This window comes from Gordonia sp. N1V, assembly GCF_029269935.1.
GTDB lineage: Bacteria > Actinomycetota > Actinomycetes > Mycobacteriales > Mycobacteriaceae > Gordonia > Gordonia polyisoprenivorans.
Genome location: NZ_JARJDD010000020.1, coordinates 1 through 24,042, shown reverse-complemented (window position 1 = coordinate 24,042; position 24,042 = coordinate 1). Strand labels below are relative to the sequence as shown.

18 protein-coding genes are annotated in these 24,042 nt (G+C 66.1%); 10 read left to right on the top strand and 8 right to left on the bottom strand.

Annotated features, from left to right (window positions below):
• Nucleotides 1-45 precede the first annotated feature (45 nt).
• Nucleotides 46-1,770: a type VII secretion protein EccE gene (gene eccE, locus P3L18_RS21595; protein ID WP_276115188.1), complete on the bottom strand. Its 1,725-nt coding sequence runs from the start codon at nucleotides 1,768-1,770 to the stop codon at nucleotides 46-48.
• Between the two features lie 134 nt (nucleotides 1,771-1,904).
• Here eccE and eccB point away from each other — a divergent pair, with 134 nt between their 5' ends.
• Entirely contained in the window at nucleotides 1,905-3,410 is a 1,506-nt protein-coding gene (gene eccB / locus P3L18_RS21590) for a type VII secretion protein EccB (RefSeq protein WP_276115187.1), read from the top strand.
• 4 nt (nucleotides 3,411-3,414) lie between these two features.
• Here eccB and eccD read toward each other — a convergent pair whose 3' ends face one another.
• Nucleotides 3,415-4,932 carry a type VII secretion integral membrane protein EccD gene (gene eccD / locus P3L18_RS21585; RefSeq protein ID WP_006372856.1) on the bottom strand — a complete coding sequence of 506 codons (1,518 nt, stop codon included), beginning with the start codon at nucleotides 4,930-4,932 and terminating at the stop codon, nucleotides 3,415-3,417.
• A gap of 123 nt (nucleotides 4,933-5,055) precedes the next feature.
• On the opposite strand from eccD, the gene eccCa reads away from it, so the two are divergent.
• The 4 genes from eccCa to P3L18_RS21565 are packed head-to-tail and all read left to right on the top strand — an operon-like array spanning nucleotide 5,056 to nucleotide 11,702.
• Entirely contained in the window at nucleotides 5,056-9,108 is a 4,053-nt protein-coding gene (gene eccCa / locus P3L18_RS21580) for a type VII secretion protein EccCa (protein WP_079930488.1), read from the top strand.
• 19 nt (nucleotides 9,109-9,127) lie between these two features.
• On the top strand, nucleotides 9,128-9,445 hold the full coding sequence (locus P3L18_RS21575; protein ID WP_014360752.1) for a hypothetical protein: 318 nt from the start codon (nucleotides 9,128-9,130) through the stop codon (nucleotides 9,443-9,445).
• Entirely contained in the window at nucleotides 9,445-10,980 is a 1,536-nt protein-coding gene (locus P3L18_RS21570) for a hypothetical protein (RefSeq protein ID WP_276115186.1), read from the top strand. Before P3L18_RS21575 ends, P3L18_RS21570 begins: the two co-directional genes overlap by 1 nt.
• A gap of 20 nt (nucleotides 10,981-11,000) precedes the next feature.
• Entirely contained in the window at nucleotides 11,001-11,702 is a 702-nt protein-coding gene (locus P3L18_RS21565) for an ESX secretion-associated protein EspG (RefSeq protein ID WP_253194027.1), read from the top strand.
• 6 nt (nucleotides 11,703-11,708) lie between these two features.
• On the opposite strand, the gene P3L18_RS21560 is transcribed toward P3L18_RS21565, so the two are convergent.
• The 6 genes from P3L18_RS21560 to P3L18_RS21535 all read right to left on the bottom strand — a co-directional run bounded on the left by P3L18_RS21560 (nucleotide 11,709) and on the right by P3L18_RS21535 (nucleotide 16,726).
• The gene (locus P3L18_RS21560) at nucleotides 11,709-12,038 is read right to left on the bottom strand and encodes a DUF4333 domain-containing protein (protein ID WP_231386633.1); all 330 of its coding nucleotides are present in this window, start codon (nucleotides 12,036-12,038) and stop codon (nucleotides 11,709-11,711) included.
• Nucleotides 12,039-12,358: 320 nt separating this feature from the next.
• Nucleotides 12,359-13,402: a hypothetical protein gene (locus P3L18_RS21555; protein WP_079930485.1), complete on the bottom strand. Its 1,044-nt coding sequence runs from the start codon at nucleotides 13,400-13,402 to the stop codon at nucleotides 12,359-12,361.
• On the bottom strand, nucleotides 13,399-13,848 hold the full coding sequence (locus P3L18_RS21550; protein ID WP_079930484.1) for a hypothetical protein: 450 nt from the start codon (nucleotides 13,846-13,848) through the stop codon (nucleotides 13,399-13,401). The genes P3L18_RS21555 and P3L18_RS21550 overlap by 4 nt, the downstream gene beginning before the upstream one ends.
• A complete protein-coding gene (locus tag P3L18_RS21545; protein WP_253194025.1) occupies nucleotides 13,845-15,056 on the bottom strand; it encodes a hypothetical protein in 1,212 nt (403 codons plus the stop codon). The genes P3L18_RS21550 and P3L18_RS21545 overlap by 4 nt, the downstream gene beginning before the upstream one ends.
• A complete protein-coding gene (locus P3L18_RS21540; RefSeq protein ID WP_276115185.1) occupies nucleotides 15,056-15,496 on the bottom strand; it encodes a hypothetical protein in 441 nt (146 codons plus the stop codon). Before P3L18_RS21540 ends, P3L18_RS21545 begins: the two co-directional genes overlap by 1 nt.
• A 42-nt stretch (nucleotides 15,497-15,538) precedes the next feature.
• The gene (locus tag P3L18_RS21535) at nucleotides 15,539-16,726 is read right to left on the bottom strand and encodes a hypothetical protein (protein ID WP_079930481.1); all 1,188 of its coding nucleotides are present in this window, start codon (nucleotides 16,724-16,726) and stop codon (nucleotides 15,539-15,541) included.
• Between the two features lie 137 nt (nucleotides 16,727-16,863).
• Here P3L18_RS21535 and P3L18_RS21530 point away from each other — a divergent pair, with 137 nt between their 5' ends.
• The 5 genes from P3L18_RS21530 to P3L18_RS21510 all read left to right on the top strand — a co-directional run bounded on the left by P3L18_RS21530 (nucleotide 16,864) and on the right by P3L18_RS21510 (nucleotide 23,978).
• On the top strand, nucleotides 16,864-17,325 hold the full coding sequence (locus tag P3L18_RS21530) for a YbaB/EbfC family nucleoid-associated protein (protein ID WP_079930480.1): 462 nt from the start codon (nucleotides 16,864-16,866) through the stop codon (nucleotides 17,323-17,325).
• Nucleotides 17,326-17,403: 78 nt separating this feature from the next.
• Nucleotides 17,404-17,709: a hypothetical protein gene (locus tag P3L18_RS21525; RefSeq protein WP_079930479.1), complete on the top strand. Its 306-nt coding sequence runs from the start codon at nucleotides 17,404-17,406 to the stop codon at nucleotides 17,707-17,709.
• Nucleotides 17,710-17,764: 55 nt separating this feature from the next.
• The gene (locus P3L18_RS21520; protein ID WP_276115184.1) at nucleotides 17,765-22,438 is read left to right on the top strand and encodes a hypothetical protein; all 4,674 of its coding nucleotides are present in this window, start codon (nucleotides 17,765-17,767) and stop codon (nucleotides 22,436-22,438) included.
• A gap of 155 nt (nucleotides 22,439-22,593) precedes the next feature.
• On the top strand, nucleotides 22,594-23,319 hold the full coding sequence (locus tag P3L18_RS21515; RefSeq protein WP_346348446.1) for an immunity 49 family protein: 726 nt from the start codon (nucleotides 22,594-22,596) through the stop codon (nucleotides 23,317-23,319).
• Nucleotides 23,320-23,333: 14 nt separating this feature from the next.
• On the top strand, nucleotides 23,334-23,978 hold the full coding sequence (locus P3L18_RS21510) for an immunity 49 family protein (RefSeq protein WP_276115183.1): 645 nt from the start codon (nucleotides 23,334-23,336) through the stop codon (nucleotides 23,976-23,978).
• The last annotated feature ends 64 nt before the right edge of the window (nucleotides 23,979-24,042 follow it).

Sequence of the window (24,042 nt, the reverse complement as noted above, 5' to 3'; positions counted from 1 at the left end):
CCACCCTGCGGCTGTCTCACCATGCGGCTGGAGGCCGTGCGGTGCTCAGTCCAGATCGTATGAGGCGCCGACGTAAGCCATTTCGTCATCGCCGGCCACCATCTCCACCACGACCGCCCCACTGCGCGTGGTGACACGAACCGTGTCGGATTCCCGATGGAGTTGGGCCAGCGTGACATCGGCAGAGTCCGACAGCGGCGCCCCGATCGGCTGCACGACCAGTGCGGTGACACCGGAGTTGACCGGCCGCGTGCGGGTGCCGTCGAAGACGATCACCGAGTAGTTGGCCTCGGCCCCGGCATGCATGGCGCCACGGTCGAATTCGGCGACCCACAGCAGGTGGTTGTTGCCCACCGCAGCCACCATCTGCTGCCAGTGCGCAGGGCGTCGCGTCGACACGAGCACGCGCGCACCGAGCGCGATGGCGCGCAAGACCACCTGCTGGGCCAGGTGCAGGCTTCCCGCGATCTCCACGCGATCGATGGTCGGACCGAAGATCGGCAGGGCGACGGCCCGTCCGTGAGGATCGGCGCCGATGAGTTGGCCGCACCCCGATGCCGGGAGCCGCAGCTCACCGAAATCGGCAGGGCTGCCGTAGGTTGCGCGGACACCCACCGACTGCGGGCGCGGAAGTGGCAGTGAGCCGATCAGCGCGTCGAACTGATGTCCGCCCAGCGGGGAAAGCCCGTCGAGATCGACCCGGGCGGGCTGTGCGATCGTGTCGAAGCGGACCAGGCCCGTGGCCTCGATGAGGTCGGTGTCCTCGGTGGTCTGCAACGACAGCGCGAGAGTCGTGGTGTGGGTGGGAACCGTCCACAGCCGATCGAGACCGGCGGAGGTCAGGATCGGTTGCTCGAGACCGTAACTGCGCAGATGCATCTGGCCGGACCGGCAGTTCTCCCAGGTCTCCTCGACGGTCTCCGGTGCGATGCCGTCGGACAGATGTGTGATGGACCGGGTGATCTCGGCCGCGGTCAGCGATCGCACGTCGAATCCGTGCTCGCGCAGGCGATTGGCCACCCGTCGCGTGCCGGTGACGGCGGTTTTGAGGATGCCCGTCGATCCGCCGCCGCGTCGTGCGACGGCCTCGGGACACAATGTGGGATCCAGGCGGACGGTGAGCCATACCGACCGGTGCGCGATGGCCGGCAGTGGGCCGAGTACCTCGTCGTAGACCGCGGCCACCCGACTGTTGCCGCGGGACCGGGAGCCGTTGATGTGCACATCGATGGCCGCCAACGTGATGTCGAACTGTCGGAGGCTCTCGGCGAGAACCCGCACCGGGATGCAGACGGCGTCGACGGTGGCGCCCGGTTCCAGAATGGTCAGTGCTTCCGGGGATTCGGCGATCTCGAGCATCGACACCAGAGCGTCACCGTCCCAGCGCAGGCCGAACTGTGAGCCGTCGGAGGTGGTGATGTCGAAGGGCTCGGAGACCGCCTGGGCGCGGCGTCGCCTGCGGTCGTGCGACATTCGGAAGGACACCCGCTCGCGCACCCGCTGCGCCACCGGGTGCCCGGCCACGGGAATGAACCACACCGCGATCAGCACAGCGACGAGAGCGGCGATCCACCAGGGGATGCCGGTGGTGGCGATGACGACGAGCGCGCCCAGCGCGATCAGCTCGACGACGAGGACGCACCAGGTCGGTGCGATGCGTCGCACCGCGCTCTGCGACGAGGACCGCAACCTCGAGTGCCCGGGCGCGGGCGCGATCTGTGAGCGCGGATCGGCCTGTGCGACGGGCGCAGTGGTCGATGGCGTTGTCACCACGAGATCCTCCCCCCAAACGACGACGGGGCGCCTCAACCGGCCCACGACACCCGACTTCGGGCTACGGTACCCTGGCCACTCGATTGTGGGTGCATCGTGTACGCGAATACGGTTGTTCGGATGGGGGTCTCATGCCGGCGCGCTTGACGACGCGGGCGCAGGTCAACGGATACCGTTTCCTGCTTCGGCGGCTCGAACACGCATTGATCCGTCGGGATTCACGGATGATCCACGACCCCATGCGCAGTCAGGTACGGGCCATGCTCGTCGGATTCGTGATCTGCGTGCTGGTGGTGGGCGCCTGCGCCGCGTTGGCGATCTTCAAACCGTCACCGTCACTGGGCAACTCCACGATCATCACCTCGCAGTCCTCGGGAGCGCTGTACGTCCGGTTCAACAACGAGTTGCATCCCGTGCTCAACCTCGCCTCCGCCCGCCTGATTGCGGGCAAACCCGACAATCCCACCAAGGTCAAGGATTCCGACTTCGGATCGCTGCCCGCGGGCCCCACCCTCGGGATCATCGGCGCGCCTGCCTCGATCGCCAAGGCCGACGATCTGAGTCGTTCGGACTGGTCGGTGTGTGATTCGCAGACCCGATCCGGTGACGACACCTCACCGTTTCGCACCGAGACCGTCGTGCTGTCCTCGGTGCCGGCCCTCAACGCCGACATCGGCGTCGCCCCGGCCGGTTCGGCTGCCATCGCCGAGGACTCCGACGGTCACCACTTCCTGCTCTACGACGGCAAGCGCGCGCCGATCGATCCGACCGATCCGGTACTGATCAACGCTCTCAAGATCACCGACGCGTCGATGATCCACGCCTCGGCGGGGCTGCTTCAATCCTTCCGCCCGGTGCCACCGATCAGTCCTATCGTCATTCCCGACGCCGGTCGCCGGTCGTCGTTGTCGTTTCCCGAGCCCGTCGAGATCGGGTCGATCGTCAAGTCGGTCGAATCCGGCGGCACACGACAGTACGTGGTGCTCTCCGACGGTGTGGCCCCCGTCTCCGACGCCACGGCCGACATCATCCGTTACAGCAACGCAGGCCTGCTCGGCGATGCCATCGAGATGCCGCCTGCCGCACTGAATTCGCTACCGCAGTCCGCTGCGCTGCCCGTCGACACCACCGACTATCCGTCCCGGGTGCCCCAGTACACGTTGGGCGGCTACTCGACGATCTGCACCCACTGGTCGGCGCCGAGCCTCTCGCAGAGCCCCACGGTGGAGATACTGGTCGGCAACCGGCTGCCCATCGGCGAGAACGCGCAGCCCAGTGCTCTCGTCAGCGCCGACGGCGACGGTCCGGCCGTTGACGCCGCCTACATTCCCCCGGGCACCGGCGAATACGTGCAGGCCGCGGGTGAGGGACGGGTCGCCGGTCAACTGTTCTACATCTCCGACACCGGATTGCGCTACCCGATCCCGGACCCGAAAACCGCCGATGCACTCGGCGTTTCCGGTGTCCGCAGTGCCGACGGCAAGCAAACGCTGCCGCAGCTCGCGCCGTGGAATGTGGTGTCGCTCCTGCCCGCCGGACCGACCCTGTCGACCGACGCGGCACTCATCGCGCACGGCGGGTATGACGGGGACACCGGCGCGGTACCGACGAGCCCGTCGGCCGCGGCCGGCGGGTGAGCACTCAGATGTCGAGTCCGCGCACCCAGCCGTAGATGCCCATGATCCAGGCGGCGAACGGGATGATCAGCCCGATCAGCAGGTACTCCAGTAGTTCGACGTAGCGTCGGGCGATCGGCGAGAACTCGAATCGAGGGGCGACGACGCCGGCCGCGAAGACCAGTATCCCCAGCCCGACGGTCAGCAGGAACCCGTACTCGGCCCAATCCTCGAGCAGCAGCACGGATTTGACGATGATGGTCAGTGCGGCGAGCAGGCCGAGACCGACCATCGTCGCAGCCTGGCGCAGATCGTGATGGGTGCGTCCGCGCAGGCACAGTACTGCTGCCGCAAGGGCGGCGAACACCGTTGCCTGCCAATAGAAGTGACCCGTGGAGGTGTCCACGCTGAGATACACCCCGACGACCACGGTGATCGCCGAGCCGACGAGGATTCCGGTCAGATAGGCGTTGGCCCGATCGATCCGTTCGTTGAGGCCGTCGGCGGTCGGTACCGATCGTGAGGTCACCGCGTCGACCCCGTGCACCGTGGGCTCGCCCCGGGTGTCGATGTCGTCGATGGGTTCACCGGCGGTGGGGACCGGGGGGACCGGCAGCTTGGCCAGCGTGATGGTCAGCCTGGGCGCGATCGACACCGCGATCACCGCGACCACCGTCAGCACCGCACCGACCTGACGTTGTGTGACGTCGAAGAGGTTCCAGCACACCGAGGCGACGCCGAGGAACACGGTCAGCGTGATCACCGTGGCGTGTAGCGAGCGATTGACCCCGCTGATCTGGAACGCCAGGAACGAGATCAGTGCCGTGATGCCGAATGCCATCGGTAAGGTCACCGACCCCACCGCACCGGGTAACAGCCGTAACGAGCCGGCGAACACCAGCGGCAGCGCGCATGCGACGGTAGCGCCGGTGGCGTACTCGTCGGACAGGCCGCGCGCGGTGTAGGCGGAGAAGATGATGAGCCCCGCGGCGAACGCCGTGGCCGCAACGGGCACATACACCGGCGGATTCCCACCGGCGAGAAGCAGTACCAGCAGGCCGATGGTCGCGATGCCCGCGACGCCGAAGGCGGCGACCCGTCGTCGTGCCGTACCCCATTCGGGCATTCGTGTGCGCAGGTGTGCCGCGTTGCTCACGGCCTCGTCCTCGACGTCGTCGAAAAGCATCGTCGGCGGATGTTCGCCGACTCTGCGCACCGACAGGACATCGCCCTCGCGGAAACCGACCTCGTCGAGCGAGTGTGTGTCGTCCACGCCGGGGCGCCCGAGTGCCGCCAGGGTCCACAGGCCCGGGGTGTCGTCGAAGAGTTCGAGGCGTTCACCGTCGATGGGGGCGGCGGCGATGAGACGATCGTTGATCAGCCGCAGGACGTCGGGCATGAATGCCCGGATGTCGACATTTCCCGGAACGCCGACATCCAGGGTCAACGACCCCACGAGCAAGGTCACCCGGGTCAGTTCCGGTTCACTCGCGGACTCCGCTTCGAGGTCGTCGAGTGGCTGCAGCGACGGGGGAAGTGTCATCTGGACGAGTGGTCCTTTCGGCTGATGGCCCTGAGCTTCGCTAACGTCATAGATTACTGGCAGGTACCGATGGGGAGGACCTCAGTTCGGTCAGGGAATCGACACCTGGGTAGCGAGGGGTACGTGGGAACAGAAGGATTTGTGCGGCGGCCGCGGATCGCCGCGCCCAAGACACCGGGCGGCGAGGTCGATCTGCAGGCGCCACCGGAGGTCCCGCGTGTCATCCCGGGCAATCTGCTGATGAAGCTGTTGCCGCTGGTGATGGTCGTCGCGGTGGTGGGGATGATCGCGTTGATGTTCACCGTCGGCGGTCGCAGCCTTGCGACCAACCCGATGATGATGATGTTCCCGATGATGATGGTCATGTCGATGGTGGGCATGTTCGTCGGCGGCGGCAGTCAGCGGGCCGGAAAGGCGGCCGCGGAACTCGACGAGGAACGCAAGGACTACTTCCGATACCTGGGCAATCTCCGTGAGGACGTCGACGCCACCGGCGAGGAGCAGCGCGCGGCACTCGAGTGGACGCACCCGGACCCGCGGATTCTGATCGACTTGGCCGGATCGCGGCGCATGTGGGAACGGCGTCCCGACGACGCCGACTTCTGTCATGCCCGGGTCGGGGTGGGCACCCAGCGACTCGCCACCCGACTGCTGGCACCGGAGACCGGCCCCACCGAGGACCTCGAACCGGTCTCGACGGTGGCGTTGCGCCGATTCGTGCGGACCCATGCGGTGGTGCATTCGTTGCCGACCGCGGTCAGCCTGCGGCGATTCCCGGCGATCAACATCGAGGGTGATCGGGCGATGACGCGGTCGTTGGTGCGCGCAATGGTGGTGGAGCTCTGTCTGTTCCACAGTCCCGACCACCTGCAGATCGCGGTGGTCACCGCCAATCCCGATGGCGCGGTGTGGCAATGGCTCAAATGGCTGCCCCAGGCCCAGAATCCCGCCCACGTCGACGGCATCGGTCCGATGCGGATGGTGTTCTCGTCGCTGTCGAAGTTCGAGGCGGTGATGGGTGCCGAGCTCAGTGAGCGGGGACGATTCTCGCGCAACGCATCTCCGAATCAGACGGTCAAACAGATGATCGTGGTGCTCGACGACGGTTACGTCTCCGGTGACGAGCGTCTGGTCACCGAGGCCGGCCTGGAGTCGGTCACCGTGCTCGACCTCAACGCGCCCAAGGACGGACTCGCGGCGCGACGCGGCCTGCAGTTGCTCGTCGACGCCGACACGATCGCAGCGCGCGGGCCGGCCGGGGTGGAGACCTTCGGGGTGCCTGATTCGCTCAGCGTCGCCGAGGCCGAGGCGGCCGCCCGGCGGATCGGGCGGTACCGGCCTGCCAACGCCGCCCAGCACATCGTCAGCCTCGAGGCCGAGGTCCGTGGCAATGCGATCGATCCCGGCTTGATGGCGATGCTCAAGATCCCCGACGCCGCCCAGATCATCCCCGAAGAGATCTGGCGGCCGCGTTCGCCGCGCGAACGCCTGCGCGTTCCGATCGGTATCACCCCCAACGGTCAGCCCATGGAACTCGACATCAAGGAGGCCGCCGAGTACGGCATGGGCCCACACGGCTTGTGCATCGGCGCAACGGGTTCGGGCAAATCGGAATTCCTGCGCACGCTGGTGTTGTCGATGATCACCTCGCACTCGCCGGAGGCGCTCAACCTGGTTCTCGTCGACTTCAAGGGTGGAGCCACCTTCCTCGGATTGGATCAGGCGCCGCACGTTGCGGCAGTGATCACCAACCTCGAAGAAGAGATCACCATGGTCGACCGCATGCGTGATGCGCTTTCCGGAGAGATGAATCGACGTCAAGAACTGCTGCGTCGCGCCGGGAACTACGCCAACGTGGGCGATTACGAACGGGCACGGGCCAACGGAGCACCCCTGGACCCGCTGCCCGCATTGTTCATCGTGGTCGACGAGTTCTCCGAGCTCCTGTCCCAGAAGCCGGATTTCGCCGAATTGTTCGTGATGATCGGTCGATTGGGCCGTTCGCTGCACATGCATCTGCTGCTGGCTTCTCAGCGCCTCGAAGAGGGCAAACTTCGCGGGCTGGACTCACACCTCTCATATCGGATCGGTCTGAAGACGTTCTCCGCCGGCGAATCCCGGCAGGTCCTCGGGGTGCCTGACGCCTATCACCTGCCGTCGGTGCCGGGCTCGGCATTCCTCAAGTCCGACGCCGACGAACCCAAGCGATTCAACACCTCGTACGTGTCGGGGCCGTATGTGAAGCCCCGCGCGCAGCTCGGCGGTGCTCGGCATTCGGAGTTGGGAGCGCTTGCGCCCAAACTGTTCACGGTCGGTCACGTGGACAAACCGGCGGTGTCCGAGGCGTCTTCGACGCTCACCGCCGCCGAGCAGGCCGACCTCGACCGCTACGAGTCCGAACTCAAGGCAGCCGAAACCGGCAATACGCCCTCGCTGCTCGATGTGGTGGTCGCGCGGCTGAAGGGGTACGGACGGCCCGCACACGAGGTGTGGTTGCCGCCGCTCGACGACAGTCCCGCGGTCAACGAGTTGCTGCCCGGCCCCGACTGGCGCGATCCGGCGAACATCAACGGGGCCCTGTGGATGCCGATCGGCATCCTCGACCGCCCCTACGATCAGCGCCGCGACGTGTTGAGTATCGATTTGTCCGGTGCTGCAGGCAATGTGGCGATCGTCGGCGGACCGCAGTCCGGCAAGTCCACCGCGCTGCGCACGATGATCGCCGCGGGCGCACTGACCCACACACCCGAGCAACTCCAGTTCTACTGCCTGGACTTCGGTGGTGGCACGTTGGTGAGTTTGCAGAATCTCCCGCACGTCGGCGGTGTCGCCGGGCGAATGGACCGCGACAAGGTCAACCGCACGGTCGCCGAGGTCTCCACGGTGCTGCGCGAGCGCGAAGAACGTTTCCGCGAGTTGGGTATCGAATCGATGCGGGACTTCCGGCAACGTAAGGCGCGCCTAGCCGCCCTGTCGCCGGCCGAGCGTGCTGCGGACCCGCTCAGCGCCGATCTGCACGGAGACGTCGTCCTCGTCGTCGACGGATGGGCGTCGGTCCGCAGCGACTTCGAGGCGCTGGAATCCCAACTTGTCGACATCGCTCTGCAGGGTCTGTCCTACGGTGTGCACCTTGCCGTTTCGGCGTCGCGATGGATGGAGATCCGGGCGAACGTGAAAGACATGCTCGGTACCCGCATCGAGCTCAAACTCGGTGATTCGTCCGACTCGGAGATGGGACGCAAAGCACAGGAGGCCATTCCGGAGAATCGGCCGGGCCGGGGGATCGGGCGTGAGCGTCTGCACCTGCTGATCGGCTTGCCGCGCATCGACTCCGACTCGTCGGTGGACTCCCTGCCCGAGGGGGTGCAGACCATGGTCGCCCAGATGACCGAATTCTACGGCGCCCGGCGCGCACCGCAGGTCCGCACGCTACCCGATCGACTCGACCCGGTACCGGTGCTCGCGCGCGCGGAGCGGGAGGGCTCGCTCTCCAAGTCGCGCATCGTGATCGGCATCGACGAGGCGGCACTCGCACCGGTCGTCGTGGACTTCGAGGCGCAGGCGCACCTCGTCGTGTTCGCCGAGGCCGAGGCGGGTAAGACAACCCTGTTGCGCAGCATTGCCGAAGGTGTTGTGCGCAACGCCACGCCAGACGAGGCGAAGGTCATCATGATCGACTACCGCCGTGGACTGCTCGGTGTGATGGAGGGTGAGCAACTCGGCGGTTACGCCACCGCCGAGGACTCGGCGACCAAGATGATGGCCAATCTCGCCGGCCTGCTCAAACTCCGCCTACCACCCGACGACGTCACCCAGCAGCAACTCAAGGAGCGCTCATGGTGGTCGGGCCCCGATGTCTACCTGCTCATCGACGACTACGACCTGATCGTCACCGCCACCAACAACCCGTTGGCGCCCGTGGTGCCCTACCTGCCGCAGGCCCGCGACATCGGCCTGCGGGTGGTGGTGACGCGCCGGGTCGGCGGAGCCGGCCGCGCCCTGTATGACCCGTTTGTCGGACGCCTGAAGGACTTGTCCTGCAACGGCCTGATCATGGGTGGTACAAAAGACGAAGGTCCGTTGCTGGGCAACTTCCGGCCGCACCCCATGCCGCCGGGACGAGGCATGTTCATCTCGCGGACGCAGAGTTCGGGGATGATCCAGTTGATGATGTGACGACGGGGAGGGGTTAGCTGTGACCGAGAACCAGATGGGCAAGATGGCCAACGACAAAGGCCTGGGGCTTCATTTGTCCCCAGCCGTCGAAGGCCAAGTCGATCAAGCGCTTTCAGATATCAAGAACTTCTTCGGAAAAAGCATGTCGACGTTGGTCCCCGATCTCGGTGATGCGCTCGGTAAGGCATTGGACGGACAGAGCGCCAAGGGACGCCTGCAGGGTTTATTGACCGATCTGGATACACAACGGCACCACCAGTCGGACATGGTGGATGACACCAAGCTGCTGATCGACAGCGCGCTCAAACACGTGCGCGATGCCGACGGGCCGAGGTAGTGGGCGAGGAGACCCGGACGTCGATCAGTGTGCCGTCGGTTCCGACGGCCGTCCGTAACACCCTCGACACCCTGATTTCGCTGCAGAACGCGACGCAGCGAAAGCCGGGGACGGACACGCAATCGTTGGAGGTCAATCATGAGAATTGGGACTCCAAGACGTTCTTGCAGATGCGTGATGTCAAGGACAGCCTCAATGCGGGCACGGTGCGCGCCGTTGCAGCCGGCTGGAAGACCCTCGGTTCAGAATGGGCCGACGCGATGGAATCGTACAAGAAGAACATCGCAGATGTGACCAGTGGTGATTGGACGGGTGATGCGGCATCTGCCGCCAACGGCGCCGTGAGTTCTTTCGTCGGTGAGTTCCCGCACAGCATTCGGGAGTTCGGCGGTTCGTTGTCCGACAGGCTGACCCATCTCGCGGAGAATTTCGACCTCGTGGTGTCGAACTTTCCGGAAACACCGGAGTCGCGCTATCAACACCACGAGTTCAACAACGAATCGATGGCGGAAGTTCGCAACTACTATTCCTACGACGAAGTGGTGACAGAAAATACTTATACCGGAGGCTATACCTGGAAGTTCGCCGATATGGACGGCGACGAGAACTCGCCTTTTGATGATTTGAAGAAGATACTCGACGATTCGTATGCGGCCGCGACGAAGGCCAAAGAATTGTTGACCACCAACTACTCGCAAGCGCTCGATGCCGTCCTACAGAATATGCCGACCATGGCCCCAGCCAGTGGTAACCCGACAGGCGGGTTCGACAGTGGGCCCATGGGCGGTGGTGCAGGTGGTGCAGGTGGCGGGGGAGGCGGTGGAGCAGGTGGCGGGGGAGGCGGGGCCCCGCACCCGGACGTCTCCAAAGCTGTGAACCGAGCACTCGATGACATCAAACGCCAGCAGGTAACCCCTGCGTCGGGTTCGGAGAATCCGATGCAACAGGTTGCGAACACCGCGGGCCAGGCATTGAGTTCATTGGGTTCGCAGGCAGCGCAAGGCGTCCAGCAAGCGCTCTCCCAAGCCGAACAGACCGCGCAACAGGCGGTACAACAAGCAGCGCAGCAGGTTTCGGCGACAGCACCAACCGGCGAGGCATCGGGGTTCTCCGGAATGGTGAGTCCGGCGGCACTGCGCTCCGGCGCCGGGGGCGGTGGCGCAGGCAAAGGTGGCGGTGGAGCTGGTAAAGGCGCCGGAGGCGGCGGTGGCGCGCCCGGCGGAGGGACCCCGGAGAAGCCCACGGAACGCACCACCAAAGCCGGAACCACTTCATCTGAGCAAACGACGACTGCGCGTCCAGCCGCAGGCATCGCACAAACATCACAGGGGACGGGGACCTCGGGTGCAGGAGCGCCCGGCGCGGGAGGACGAGGAGCGGGTGGTGGCGGAGACAAAGTCCACAAGGTACTCAAGGCGTTGCGTACACGTGTCAATGGAGAGGCGATCGTCGGTGTCGCCAAAGACGACGCAGCGCCCGTAACCACGGGCGACAACGGCGAGAATCCCGGTCCGGACGGAGGGGTACGCGCCTGATGGTCTCGGCGGTGTGGCGGATGAGTCCGGTTGCGTTCAAAGAAATGTGGGAGCAGTTCCACTACGACCGGCTTCCCTATCCGATGCAGGTTCGATCGACGTCGACCACACTGGGCGAATACGCCGACGAACGAATTGTTGCGCTCCAAGAGGCGCACAGAACACTGACCGAATGGTACGAACCCGCGCTCACGGCCCTGACCAATCCCGAGGTTCGTATAGAGATCTTCGGCTCGCGGAGCAGGATTCCGATTCGCCTACACGTCGGTGTCCGTGGTGAGATCGCCTGCATCGCAGCTCAACAGCCGGGAGTCGATGAAGACGCTGGTGGTGAAGTGGGGTTGCGTGCCGTTCGTTCGTCGGACGTCGGTCGAGCGCTCGCGGCCACTCTGGCGGTCGTACCCGGCCAACCGCAGCGTGAGTGGCGGTTCACGGGAGGCCGCGCGACGGCAGACGAGCAGGCCAAAGAGCGTGAATTGGCCACAATGTTCGCCGGCGGATTGGATGCCGTCATTCCGGTGGGTATTCTCGCTGGCCCGGCCATTGATTGGCGTAGCGACGACAGTTCTCACACCTTCGACATCGTGAGCGTTCGCGACCATGGCGACCTGATCGTCAACCGGGCTGCCAGACAAGTGGTCTCAGCGACTCCGGAGCGCACGGCGAAGGCATTCGACACCTACGTCGCCGCCGTCAGGAAGATCTACGAAGGTCGCCGTTGAGGTGACTCAGTTCGACGGCAACGTCATGCTGGGGTAGGTGATGTGAGGGCGTAGCGGCCGCATGGACACGGTCCACCCGCCGTCGGTCACCTGAACCTTGATGGTTTGCGCGGACTCACCGACCACCTCGGCGGTGCAGGTGAAGCTCGCCCCGACCGTGGTGGGTGGTTGTTGCGGGCAGGTGATGGAGCTGACGTTGCCTGCGCCGTAGACGGACTTCGCATCCATCGTGACCTCGCTCATCAACTCGGCGCGATCGTGACTGCTGGATTGGTCGCCGCCACTTCCGATCAGCAGCACCACCACCGTCACCACCACTGCGGTGATCACTGCCACCGCAACCACGATGCCTCCGATGATGATCGGCTTCCGGTTCTTCTTAGGATGTTGCGGCGCAGGCCACGCAGAACCACCCGGCCCGGTGTGAGGTCCCCAGCCCGGACCGCCCTGTGGAGGTTGGGGAGCGGGCCCGAATCCGGTCGACGGTCCTGCGGCGTGACCTTGTTCGTGGTACGGACCAGTCATGACATTCCCCCAAGCACGTCGGCATTCTGTGGTCTCGGGTGTCCAACGCACCTCTCCGACCGGCGCCGAAATTACCAGCGTCCCAAGCATTCAGCGCCGCGAGGTCCACAAGCCGTCCGCGGGTCCGACATCTACGGCATTTCCGACGTCTCGCCGGTATCGGTGACGTGAACGACGTGACTGTCGAGCCCGGCGCGGGCGTGCACGCGATATCCGGCGGCCACCCGCTCGATCATCAGATGTCGGGGGTCGGCCTCGATGTTCCGACAGGCCAACCAGATCAGGGCCGCATCGGTCGCGGCGGCCGGTGCGAGTACGGGTGCGGTGGCGGGAGGAACGACGCCGGTGGCGCAGAACCGGACTGCCCACGGCGGCAAGTCGATTCCGTTGACCTCTGCGTCGGCACGATAATCGCTGGGACGCATCAGGTCCACCGGCGGTGGTGCGATCTCGGGCGATGTCGTGAGGAACGTGCCGCCGTCGTGGGTGATGCAGACTTCGGCTCGCCACCAGGGCATTCCGTTGCCGGCGTCGAGGGTGCGGAGCCGGTGCAGCGCGGGTATCCGCACCGGGGCGCAGATGCCGACGTCGCCTCCGGCGCGCGTGACCCGCAACGTGGCGCGGGCTGCTCCGGCTGCGGCGCACAGGGTTCCGGTGATCGACGTCCAGCCGGGCGGTGCGGCGCGGATGAGGCTGTCGAGTATCGCTTGTCGAAGTGCCGATGCCGACTCGGTGATGTCGACGCGCTGGGTGCGCAGCCAGTCGACGACGAAGCAACCTCGGAGCTCTTCGTGATCGGCTGGCATCCCGATGGTCGCCAGCAGCCACGGAAGATGTTGGGCATCAAGGGTTCCTATGGTGTGACCGGCTCCGGGAAGGCAGCCGGCGAGAAGCGATCCGGTGCGTGCCGGGTCGTCGAGCCCGACCCGATTCATGCTCATGGCCGCGATACCCAGAACGCCCTCGACGGTGGGCCGGCCATCGAGTAGTTCGTCGATGCGCACGCGCACCGCGCGGATCGCGACTTGCAGCATCTCATCGATATCTGTGGGGGAGTGGCGGTCTCGGATGGTGTTCCACCGCGCGTTGCGCTCGCCCGGGGCGCAGCCCGCCGCCAGTACGGCCAGCTCTCGCAACCATCGGTCGGCGACCACCGGATCGATGACGGCACTCACCGCACGTGGTCTTCGATCGCGGCGGACCATGCCGGCTCGGCGCGGAGCCGGAAGTCGAGGAAGTCGGCGTCGTCGACGGGGGCGAGGAATCCGCAGAAGAACATCATCGTCTGTGCGCGAGAAGCCCATTCGGGACAATCACGCAGACGCAGACCGGTCCGGATGAGGTTAGCTGCGTGTTCGGGTTCGAGGGTGGGTGCGCCGAGAAAGCGCCGCAGATGCGGGGCGACGGTCGCTGCCGCGCCGGCCAGCGTCGCCGCCGCCGGGTCGTCACCGAGCGCGACGCGCAGCAGTGTCTCACCGATCATCGTCACCTGCACCGCCACTTCGGGGTCGAGGCGTTGCGAGAGTGCGCCGAAGCCGTCGGCATCGTCGGCGTTGACCGCAGACCGAATGCGGTACACCGCATCCCATCCTCGCTCGGAGAACACACCGACCCCGCTCACCTCAGTCCGGCTTTCCGGGGGCCGATGATCGCGGCGGGCCGAACCCACGGGTCGCCGGTGGTGGAGTCGTAGCCATGACGCTGTTCGAAGGCGACGCGGAACTCTTCGTCGGAATGTGCCGGGAGCCCTGCGCGCGTGGGATAGATCCGACAGTCGTCGCCGACGTAGAACCGTGGTGAACCGACGATCAATTGATCGAACGGGGTGTCCGGTGGCTGGTACATGAACACCCGATAGCCGACCGGCAGCCGCACCGCGACGAGCATGCGGGTGTTGAACCGGGGCCCGAGACCTCGTTCGGCTGCCTTGCGCCGAACGATGTCGAGTGCCTCGGCGGGCCCGGCGACCGGCCGTTGCCCCGAGCCGTAATCGATGGTGCCCTCGGTCAGATAGCTGCGGAGCCAGCCGGGGGTGTCCTCGGCCAACGGTCCAGGTGATAGCTCTGCATAGAAGTCGCTGATACGCAACAACTGTGAGGGGTGCGGCGTCGTGTTGCGGTTCATCACTGCCAACTCGGCACCGGTGTCGGAGGCTTCAATGTGCCCAAGCCATGACAGTCCATGCGCCTCGCGGTATCCGATGAGGTCGGGCATGAGGATGAGTGTGGTGAAAACCGCCTCGGATTCGGCCGGCGTCGTGACGGACAAGTTGGCCAATAGCTGACCCGTCGCCATGGTCACCGTGCCCTCGAAGCTGATCCAGTCCTCGGGGCATGCCCGGTCCAGGGAGCCGAGGATCAGCATCACGAAGTCTTCGCCGGTGAAGTCCGCGCCGGAAGTGATGTTGTCGTGGCGCCACCTACGCAGTGACTGTTCTCGGGCTCCTTCCGGATCGGCCGGGAGTTTGAGCCCCCACACCAGCTCGAGGAGCGCGACGACATCCGGGCTGGTCACGGCGGCCTCGTCGTGCGAGGCGATCGCCGTGAGCAGTCGGTAGAGGTGTGCGCGCGTGTAGCCCTCCGGTAGGAGCAGTTGGTGCTCGAGCAACCCGGCGATGAGCCATAGCTGGTTCTCCGTCGGGTTGCCGTCGCACACGCGTTGCAGGCGGACCTGCAGAGCGGTCATCGCGACGGCAATCATCACCTCGCCGTCCTCGTCGGGCAGGGTCAGCAAGTCCTCTTCGATCGGCCACCGATCTCGTTGCCCCCGAGCCGAACTCACGAGCGTCAAGACCGACCATGCCCTGTCGAAGCTCAGCGGTGAGGGCATCATGACTCCATCGCCCTGGCCCACACCGGCTCGAGGTCGTCGCGTAGCCGGTCCTCGGCGGCGCCGTCGGGCATCAGAAATCCGACCAGCGTCGCGAGGATCACCGGTCGGTCCACCCAGTCGGGCAAGGGATTTCCGGCCAGTAGGGGCGCGAGGATGTCGACGACGTGATTGACGGTCAACGCGTGACGGGTGTCGAAGCGCGCGAGGTGACGGTGCAGGGTGCGCGCGGTCAGTCGTATCGTCTCCGGCAACGGATGGGCGCCGGTGTACTGCGCGAGCAGGGTGGGTGCCATCATGCCCAACTGTCGAGCCTGCTCGACGTCGACCTGCCCGACCAGCGCGGAGACCGCGTCAACGTCACCGTCCCGGACGGCGGCGCGCAGGTCGTAGACCATCTCCCATCCCGCGTGCGGGAATACCGAGTGGGCGGTGCTCATGCGGTCACCCTATCCAGTTCTGCTGTTGTGCGGCGCAACGCGTCACCATGATTGGGCGAGATCGAGGACGGTGAATCCCTCCGCCGACGAGGCCGGGGGATGCGGCAGCGAGGCCAGCAACTCGGGGCGGATGTCGCCGGTGCCGACCTGCCCGACGTAGTCGATTGCGGCTTGCGCGCTCACCTCGATGCCGGCCTGGGCCAAGGTCGAGCGGACCAACTCTGCGGTCGTCGTGGAGGTCCAGACCCCGGGGACGGCAGGCGTGAGCTCGGCGATCGGGGTCCATTCCGGAGGGCCGGTCAGGTGCGCTCGGGACCACCGGCCCTCGGACCACCAGTAGCAGAAGGTCAGCATCCCGGCGGCCGCGCGCTCGTCGAGGACGATGTTGCTGACCCAGGCGGGCGCGCCGCGATAGAGGTCGGGTGGTTCGAGATGTCCGAGGTACGCGGTGGTCATCAGCGCCGAGTGATCGGAGCCGCCGGAGAGCACGGCTCGACCGCGGGGCAGTCGGGTGAGCGTGCAACCGCCGAGTTCGCCGCGGAAGATCCCGACCGAGCTCGTCATGCGCGGCCCGTCGAAGGCATCGACCGCGGCGAAGATCGCCGACAGCGCGGCAAATCGCGGCCACAGCAGGGGCAGCGGCGGCAATTCATCGGCAGGGTGCACGCACTCTGCCGGCGGTGCTTCGGCGGCCACCGACGCCGCACGCAGCTGGGCGCCGGTGGCGTGGACATGTGCGAGTAACCACAACGGGGTGGCAACCCCGGCGGACATGCTGACGTCGGTCAGGTAGCTGGCCGGTGGGAACAGCAGATGGTCGGGCGGGGCGCCGACGAAGCCGTCGAATGCCGCGATCTGTGGTTGCTGTCCGCGATGCTCGGTGATCCGCAGCCACATCCATGGCGCGTCGCCTGCGGTGAGTTCGCGGTGTGCCGCGGCGGCACGCAGCACCGCCGGATCAACGGTGAGCGGCAGCAGTCGTCCGTCGGGCAATTCGACGGCCGCGCGGGTGCGGTGCTCGTTGGCGGCGATGGCGATCTCGGCGATATAGAACGACCAGGCCGGCGGCAGCGTGTCATGCATTCCACCGACAACCTCACCGAGGAGCATCTCGGGGCTGCGGTCGGCCCCCGCGCGGGCGGCCGGCGGCTCGGCATCGCCGCCCATGTCACGGAAACCCCAGTCCAGCGACACGTCGTCGGCGGATTCGGGGGTCGGCGATGAGGTCATGGGTCTCCCTCGGGACGCGTGTTCGGTGGTGGTCGGACGTCGTGATCGTAGGGTCTGGCGTGTCGGGCGGCTAGCGGCGGTCATTCGCCTGTGAAAGTATTGCGGCCAACTGTGCAGAGCACCTACTTGGGGGACGTGTGACGACGGCGGACGACGGACTCGGGTTCGATTTCCACGAGCTGATGGCCAGCGCACAAGAGCAACTCACCGCGATTCGGGAGGTGCAGCGGCGCCGGGCCCAGCTGATGGCACATGCCACCGTCGCCGACCGGACGGTCACGGTGCACGTCAACGCCCAAGGCGTGGTGATCAAGACCGAGATCGACCCCGACTTCCTCGACGATCACGATCTCGAGGATCTGTCGGGGTTTGTCACCCAGGCGGCCCAACAGGCCGCCGCGAAGGTCGCCCGTGAAGGTGAAGCCCTAATGGAATCGGTGCGACGAGCGGGCGCGGCACTTCCGTCGCTGTCCGAAGTCATCGACGGCGCACCCGATTTGCGTGATTTCGCGATCACTCCCGAACAGATCTCGACGGCGCCACCGGGCTCGGCCGAGCGGTCGACGGCCCGACATCCGGGCGTCGGTCGCTGGACGTGACCCGACGACGAACACCCCATCCGCCCGCGGCCGGCGCACAGCGATGTCCACCGGCATCGACACCCCGAAGGAACGACCATGGCTGACCTAGAAGTCACACCCGCGGCATTGCGTGCTGCTGCTGCGCATCTCGCCGCCGCGAGCAGTAATCTCGGCGAGGTGTTGTCGAGTCTCGAGTCCAGCCTGGCCGGCGAAGGCGCGCCGTGGGGCGACGATGAACCCGGCACCCAGTTCGCCACCGGCGGTGCGGGCGGCGGCTATCTGGGGCAGAAGCAGGGTGTGTCCGAAGCGATCTCGGCGAAGGTCGACCTGCTCACCACCTACTCCGAGGGATTGCGGAACACCGCTGACAACCTCGAGGGCGGCGACACGGCCGGGACGTGAACCTCAGCGCTGACCACCGCCGCGAGACCGGGGCCGCCCTACCGGTGAGCGCACCGTGACCATCGGGATTCCCGGATGGTTGCAATGGGTGTCGTATCTGGCCGGTGAGAAGTGGCCCCAGGGCGACGAGGACGCCATGTGGCGTATCGCCGACACCTGGCGCACCCACGCCGACCAATTGCGGGATCTGATTCCCGATCTCGACTCCGTCACCCAGGAGACGCTGTCGGTCATCGAGGGCGCCTCTGCGCAGGCGATCGCAGACCAGTTCACGAAGATGTTCTCCGGCGACTACGCCGTGGACAAACTGGCCGAGGGTATGGACGGTTTGGGAGATCTGGCCTCGGCCACGGGAACCCAGATCCAATACACCAAGCTCAACATCCTGGCCTCCCTGGGCATTGCGGCTATCCAGATTGCCATCGCGCTCGCCAACGCCTGGGAGACGTTCGGCGGGTCGCTGGCCGGGATCCCGATCATCGAGGCCATCACCCGCGCTGCGATCGCCGTCATGGAGCGCACGCTCCTCAAAGAGATCGTGGAGAAGATCGGCGAGACCGTTGCGGCGACCACGATCAAGAAGCTGATCGAAACCACCGTAGGACGTATCGCATTCGAGACCCTCAAGTGGACCGCCCTCGGCGCGGCACAAGAACTCGGTATCCAGGGCTATCAGATCTCGCAGGGCCACCGGTCGGGAATCGACGTGCGACAACTCGGCTCGGTGGTCGAGTCCTACGCACTCGGCGGTGCGATCGGTGGCGCCTCGAGTGTGGGGATGAGCAAGTTCGCCGACCGGGCGTTCGGGCAGGTCACCGAGAGCACCTCGAAGGGTGCCATCCTCGCTCGCGGCGGGGTGATCGGTTACGTCAGTGGTGCAGCGGGCAACAGTGGCGCGATGCTGTTGACCGGTGGTCATTTCAATGCCGCAGGCTTTTTCGGGTCGTCGCTGATGGGGGCGCTGCCCGGGAAATCCGAGGGTGCCGGACTCGCCGCGGATGGTGCCGGGCGCGAAACGTTCACCGGTACGGTCGGCGGTTCTCCGACGGCCGGCGCCGCAGACGGCCTGGGTGAGCACGGAACTGCCGGACACCCCGACGGCGCGATCACCGACGCCACCACCACTGAGGCGACTGCGGGGCAGGGTGCCCCGGTGCTCGCCGACACCTCGCATCCCGGCGGAGGCGACACTTCTGCAGGACCGACGGCGCCGCAGGCAAACACACATGTCGACGGATCCTCCTCACCCGTCGACGGAGTTGCCGGCTCTGCCGATCGCTCTCACGATGGCGCGGGAAGTGTTGGGCTGCAACCGGAGCCGAGTGTCGCGGCCGATACCGGGGGAGTGCCCGTCGGCGGCGCGCACCCAGAGTCGGTGTCACCCTCGACGGCTGCCGATGCGCCCGCGACGACCGCGGCCACCGCAGCGGGACCCTCGGCAGCGGCCTCGGCGCCGGGTAGTCCCGTTGCCGCAGCCGGACATTCGGCGGCACCGACGGCGGGCACGGGTTCGTCGACGGGCGCCGCAACCGCGGCCGCGGCCGGTGGCAGGCCGACGGTCTCGGCGATCGCCGAGCACCCCGCCGCGTCGGGTGCGTCGGTGACCGCGCGACCCGAAGGCGCTGGCACGCCAAGGACATTGACCGCGGCGACTGCGGTGCGCGCAGACGCCGCGGCACCGGCCGGGGGAGCGGAGCGCATCGGCGCGGAGCGCGGTGTCACCGCGCGGGCTACGGTGGCAACCGCGGACGCGATCCGGTCGGCTGGGCCCGACGGGGTATCGCGGCCTGCCGCCGACGCCGGATCGTCGGGTCGTTCCACCGGCGGCAGCGAGGGCGAGTCCGGTGAGCGTGGCGGACCGCCGCCGGCCCAGCGTCCCACGACCGACGCCTCCCGATCCGGGGATTCGGCGCGCACGGCTGAACCCGCGCGCGCAACGGATTCGAGCCCTGCCGATCGAGAGGGCGGGTCCACCCGCCCGACAGACGGGGATGCTCACACGCGAGAGTCCGCAACGCATCAGCACGGTGGCGGGGACGAGCCGCGGCGGTTCACCGCACACGACGGCGGCGACGAGCAGACGGGCGGGCGTCACGGTCGCGAGCCCGCCGACCCCGAGGTCTCCCACGTACCGGATTCGGCAGCCGACATTGCCTCGGCGGAAGCCGCGCGAGTGGTGACCGCACGGTTCGGCGATCTGCCGGTCCGGATGGAAATCGTTGCCGTTGACGGACTTCCGCATGATGCCGCGCACCTACCGCATCTGATCGACCGTGACGGTGCCGGTCACATCTCGTCGGAGCCTCCGGCGGAGAGCTCGCGCCCGGTGCGTACCGAGGGTGACGGCGACGGGGACGTGGTGCCCGATCGCGACGCCGACGATGCGGCACAGCCGCCCACGTCGCACGACGGCGGCCGCACAGAGAAGACCGAAGAACTCGCCACCGCGCGCAGGGTGGCCGATGACGCGGCTACCCAGCGGATGGAACGGGAGTCGCGTGAGGCCCCCGCGCGGGTGCTGAAGAGCTTCGATGACGCGGCGCAGAAGGTGATGTCGTCGATGACGACGCGCGCGGAGGGGCTGCCGGTCGGCGTCGGCGGTGACGTGCACCCGGCGCCGGACGCGGTCACGATGCTGGCGGTGTCGGGGTCGTTGTTGGGTGCGGTGTCGGTGAAGGCGGCCTTTCACGGCGCGGCGCGGCTGACCGATGCGGTGCGAGCACGTCTGGGAGGCGCACGCACCGAACATCCTGCTGTCGCTCACGATCCCGAACCGAATGCACCCGAGGGCATTCGGCCCGAGGGGATCGACGATGCCGCGGAGGTCGGCGTCATCGACGCCGCTTCCGGGGTGCCGGACCGGGTGGCGCTGTCATCGTCGATGACGCGGGAAGAAGCCGACCGTGCTCTCGGGGTTCTGGACCAATCCAATGTGTCCGGTCAGCAATGCGGCGACCAGGCGATCGCGGTGCGTGATGGGTTGTTGTCGGGCGAGGCGGTGGCACCGGAAAACCGAGGCAGTGACTTCGCGGGGCTCAGTACCTCCGAGTTGGCAGATCGGTTGGGGGTGGACGGATTCGACCGCGCATCGGTCGATTCGGTCGCCGGTTCGCTACACGGCTTGGGCGAGCACGCATCGGCCACAGTGGTGGGGCGCACGGAGGCCGGTGGCGATCTGCATGCGGTGACCGTGGCACGTCTCGACGGCGAGCACGTGGTCTTGGACCCCTCGGCGCCCGCCGGTGAGCGGGTGATGAGCTTGGCCGACGGACTGGGTCATTTCACGGAATTCGGCGCCGCCTACCACGACGGTCGTGGACCAGTCGGAATCGAAGACGCGCGACTGACGCATCCCAGAGCCGAGTTGGGCGGCCGCAAGGTATTTGGCGATCACGAGTTGGTCGGGACCAGGCGCGGGGGGCCGCGGCAGGGCGAATTCCGGGACGAGCGCACTGAACACGACGAGCGCACTGAACACGACGAGCGCACTGAACAGTACGACGGGGAGCGGAGTGGGACTCGTCGGGCCCGAGACGACGGCGGCGGGTCGGGCACGAGGCGAGCACCAGCGGTTGAGGCCGACGCCGACCTCAACGGTCATGCAGGGCGTTCTCGCGAGCGCGATGACGCGGGCGTGCCACTCTCGTCGGAAAGGCTCGCGCGTGATGGCGAGTCGGACGTACCGACGGAGCGCGTGGACGGAGATCGATCTGCCGAGAATGCGCGGGCGGGAGATGTAGACGGTCCGCACCGCGATCCCGGTCAGCCTCGCGACGGCGAGCACGACCCGGGCACGGAGCAACCGGACCCGACCGATGCTCCGGGCAGGGGAAAAACAGATCCCAGGGAGCCGATCGATGGCCTGGAGCACTCGGGTAAGTCGGTTGTCGACAAAGTTGCCGATCGTCGGTACCTGGAGAAGTACTACCATCGGACCCACCACGACGGGAGACCGCGGTGGGATCGAAACATCAAGGGGGCGTTGGACGCGGACGGTGATCGGATTCCGCTGCTTGATGAGCACGATGAGATCACGACCGAGAAGATGGTCAAGGTCGAGGAAGCCGCATACGGGGCCTACGACGAGAAAGTGACCTATGGGGCTCACCGGGTGGCGGACGAATTGCGTCGCTTGCGGGATTGGGCGCGCGCTCAGCTGAAGCACGTTCTGAACAAGCTGGACGCGACAGATGCTGAGCGAAAGAGTGCTTTCCGGATCATGACAGACGCCGGCGAAAAGGCGGGTCTGCACGCGACAGCGGAGGCAATCCCAAATCGATACCGCGCCAGACAGTTTGAGGTCGATACCTTGCTGCCTCTCAGTTCCCGGGGTGCCGGAGGTGTCGATGGAGTGTTCAGGGTTACTCCGCGGGAAGGCGTGAAGAACGAGGAAGGAATCACCGGCCCGATTTTGGTCGTGGTGGAGGCAAAGGGGCCGCATGCGGAACTGGGGCACCGGCGCGGATTAGACGACCTGCATTATCAGCAGGGGCGAAAGGAGTATCTGGAGTCTGTGCTAGTCGCAATGAAGGAGAGCGGTGACGCAGACCAGCTCGAGCTCGCAGAGAAGATTAGAAACTCGAGCAAGAGTGGGGATTTGCGTTATGAACTAGTTCGGGCGACCGTGGATTCCAGTGGATCGTATTCGGGGTACCGTCACCGAGAGTTTGACATAAGATCGATAGCGAACGGCAAGAATTTAAGTTCAATGGATGGAGTTTTTGGCTGATGGTGGATGTCGAGCGGTGGCATGAGTGGGATCCCGATTATGTGCAGATGAGGATTGGTGGTGCGCGTCGGGGGCTTGAGTTTTCTTTGGAGTTGGATCGGCCGTGGAATAGTGATCGTATTCATGATCTTCAGGTCGAGTTGATTGAGTTGTGTGTGTGGTCGTTGGTGGGTTCGGGTGGTGTGGTGGGTGAGGAGGTGTGGTCGTTGTTGGATGCGGCGTGTGAGGTGAGTCGGGTGCAGTTTGTGCGGGCGTCGTTGCCGAAGGGTGAGCGCCGGTTGTCGTTTGAGGTGTTGGGGAGGTCGTTGGAGACGGGATCGTCGGGTCCGAATCCGCGGACGATGGCGCCGCATTGGTTGGGGGCGTTGTGGTTGGGGTTGGTGGCTCGGGATCGGGGGTTGTTGGATGCGTTGCGGGATTTCAAACCGGAGTGGCGGGAGGCGTCGAGGGAGGAGGGGGTGTGGTTTGACCCGTATCAGGAGCAGTGGGCGCGGGCGTGGCAGATGTTGTTGCGGGGTGAGCGGGGTGAGCCGGTGGCGCAGCAGGTGGTGGAGGTGATGCGGTTGACGGATCCGGAGTTGGCGCCGTTGGCGGGGGCCGAGAGTGTGTTGCAGCGGGTGTTTCCGTCGGTGCGGTTGTTGTGGGATGTGGTGTCGGGGAGTCGTAGTGAGTTTCCGGCGGATGTGCGGGTGGCGTTGGAGGGCAATAAGGAGTTCTTTACTCGGCCGGTGGAGAATCGGGTGCGTGCGGAGGAGGGGTTTGTGCCGTGGCGGATTTTGGGTCCGGTGTGTGCGGCGGTGGATTCGGGGTTTGAGGTGGGGGTGCAGTCGCAGTATTTACCGGCTGCGTTGGTGTTCGATCGTCGCGATCGATTGCGGTAGGAGAATTCTGCCTGATGGTGAATATCGTGGATGTTGAGCGGGGGCATGAGTGGGGCCCCGAAGATTATGTGGAGCGGCGCTGGAATGAGGCGCAAGAGGATGTTGAGGACCTGTTGGGTCTTGGGCTTCCGTGGAATAGTGATCGGATTCATGATCTTCAGGTCGAGTTGATCGATTTGTGTGTGTGGTCGTTGGTGGGTTCGGGTGGTGTGGTGGGTGAGGAGGTGTGGTCTGCGTTGGATGCGGCGTGTGAGGTGTGTCGGTTGCAGCTTGTGCGGGCGTCGTTGCCGAAGGGTGAGCTTCGGTTGTCGTTTGAGGTGTTGGGACGGCATTTGGAGACGGGGTCGTCGGGTCCGAATCCGTACACGATGGCGCCGGATTGGTTGGCTGGGTTGTGGTTGGGGTTGGTGGCTCGGGATCGGGGGTTGTTGGATGCGTTGCGGGATTTTGAGGTGGAGTGGATGCGGGCGTCGGTGGAGGAGGGGGTGTGGTTTGACCCGTATCTGGAGCAGTGGGCGCGGGCGTGGCAGATGTTGCTCCGGGGTGAGCGCGGCGAGCCGGTGGCGCAGCAGGTGTGGTGTCGGGGAGTCGTAGTGAGTTTCCGGCGGATGTGCGGGTGGCGTTGGAGGCGAATAAGGAGTATTACACGCGGCCGGTAGAGAATCGGGTGAGGTTCCCCAGTTTGAGTGGACACCCGAGATAGTGGGGCTGTGGGCCCTGCTG

Excerpts from the sequence above, each read along its gene's own strand:
- eccB (WP_276115187.1), top strand. The coding sequence starts at position 1,905 with ATGCCGGCGCGCTTGACGACGCGGGCGCAGGTCAACGGATACCGTTTC.
- eccD (WP_006372856.1), bottom strand. The coding sequence starts at position 4,932 with ATGACACTTCCCCCGTCGCTGCAGCCACTCGACGACCTCGAAGCGGAG.
- P3L18_RS21565 (WP_253194027.1), top strand. The coding sequence starts at position 11,001 with ATGAGTCCGGTTGCGTTCAAAGAAATGTGGGAGCAGTTCCACTACGAC.
- P3L18_RS21545 (WP_253194025.1), bottom strand. The coding sequence starts at position 15,056 with ATGCCCTCACCGCTGAGCTTCGACAGGGCATGGTCGGTCTTGACGCTC.
- P3L18_RS21540 (WP_276115185.1), bottom strand. The coding sequence starts at position 15,496 with ATGAGCACCGCCCACTCGGTATTCCCGCACGCGGGATGGGAGATGGTC.
- P3L18_RS21535 (WP_079930481.1), bottom strand. The coding sequence starts at position 16,726 with ATGACCTCATCGCCGACCCCCGAATCCGCCGACGACGTGTCGCTGGAC.
- P3L18_RS21525 (WP_079930479.1), top strand. The coding sequence starts at position 17,404 with ATGGCTGACCTAGAAGTCACACCCGCGGCATTGCGTGCTGCTGCTGCG.
- P3L18_RS21510 (WP_276115183.1), top strand. The coding sequence starts at position 23,334 with ATGGTGAATATCGTGGATGTTGAGCGGGGGCATGAGTGGGGCCCCGAA.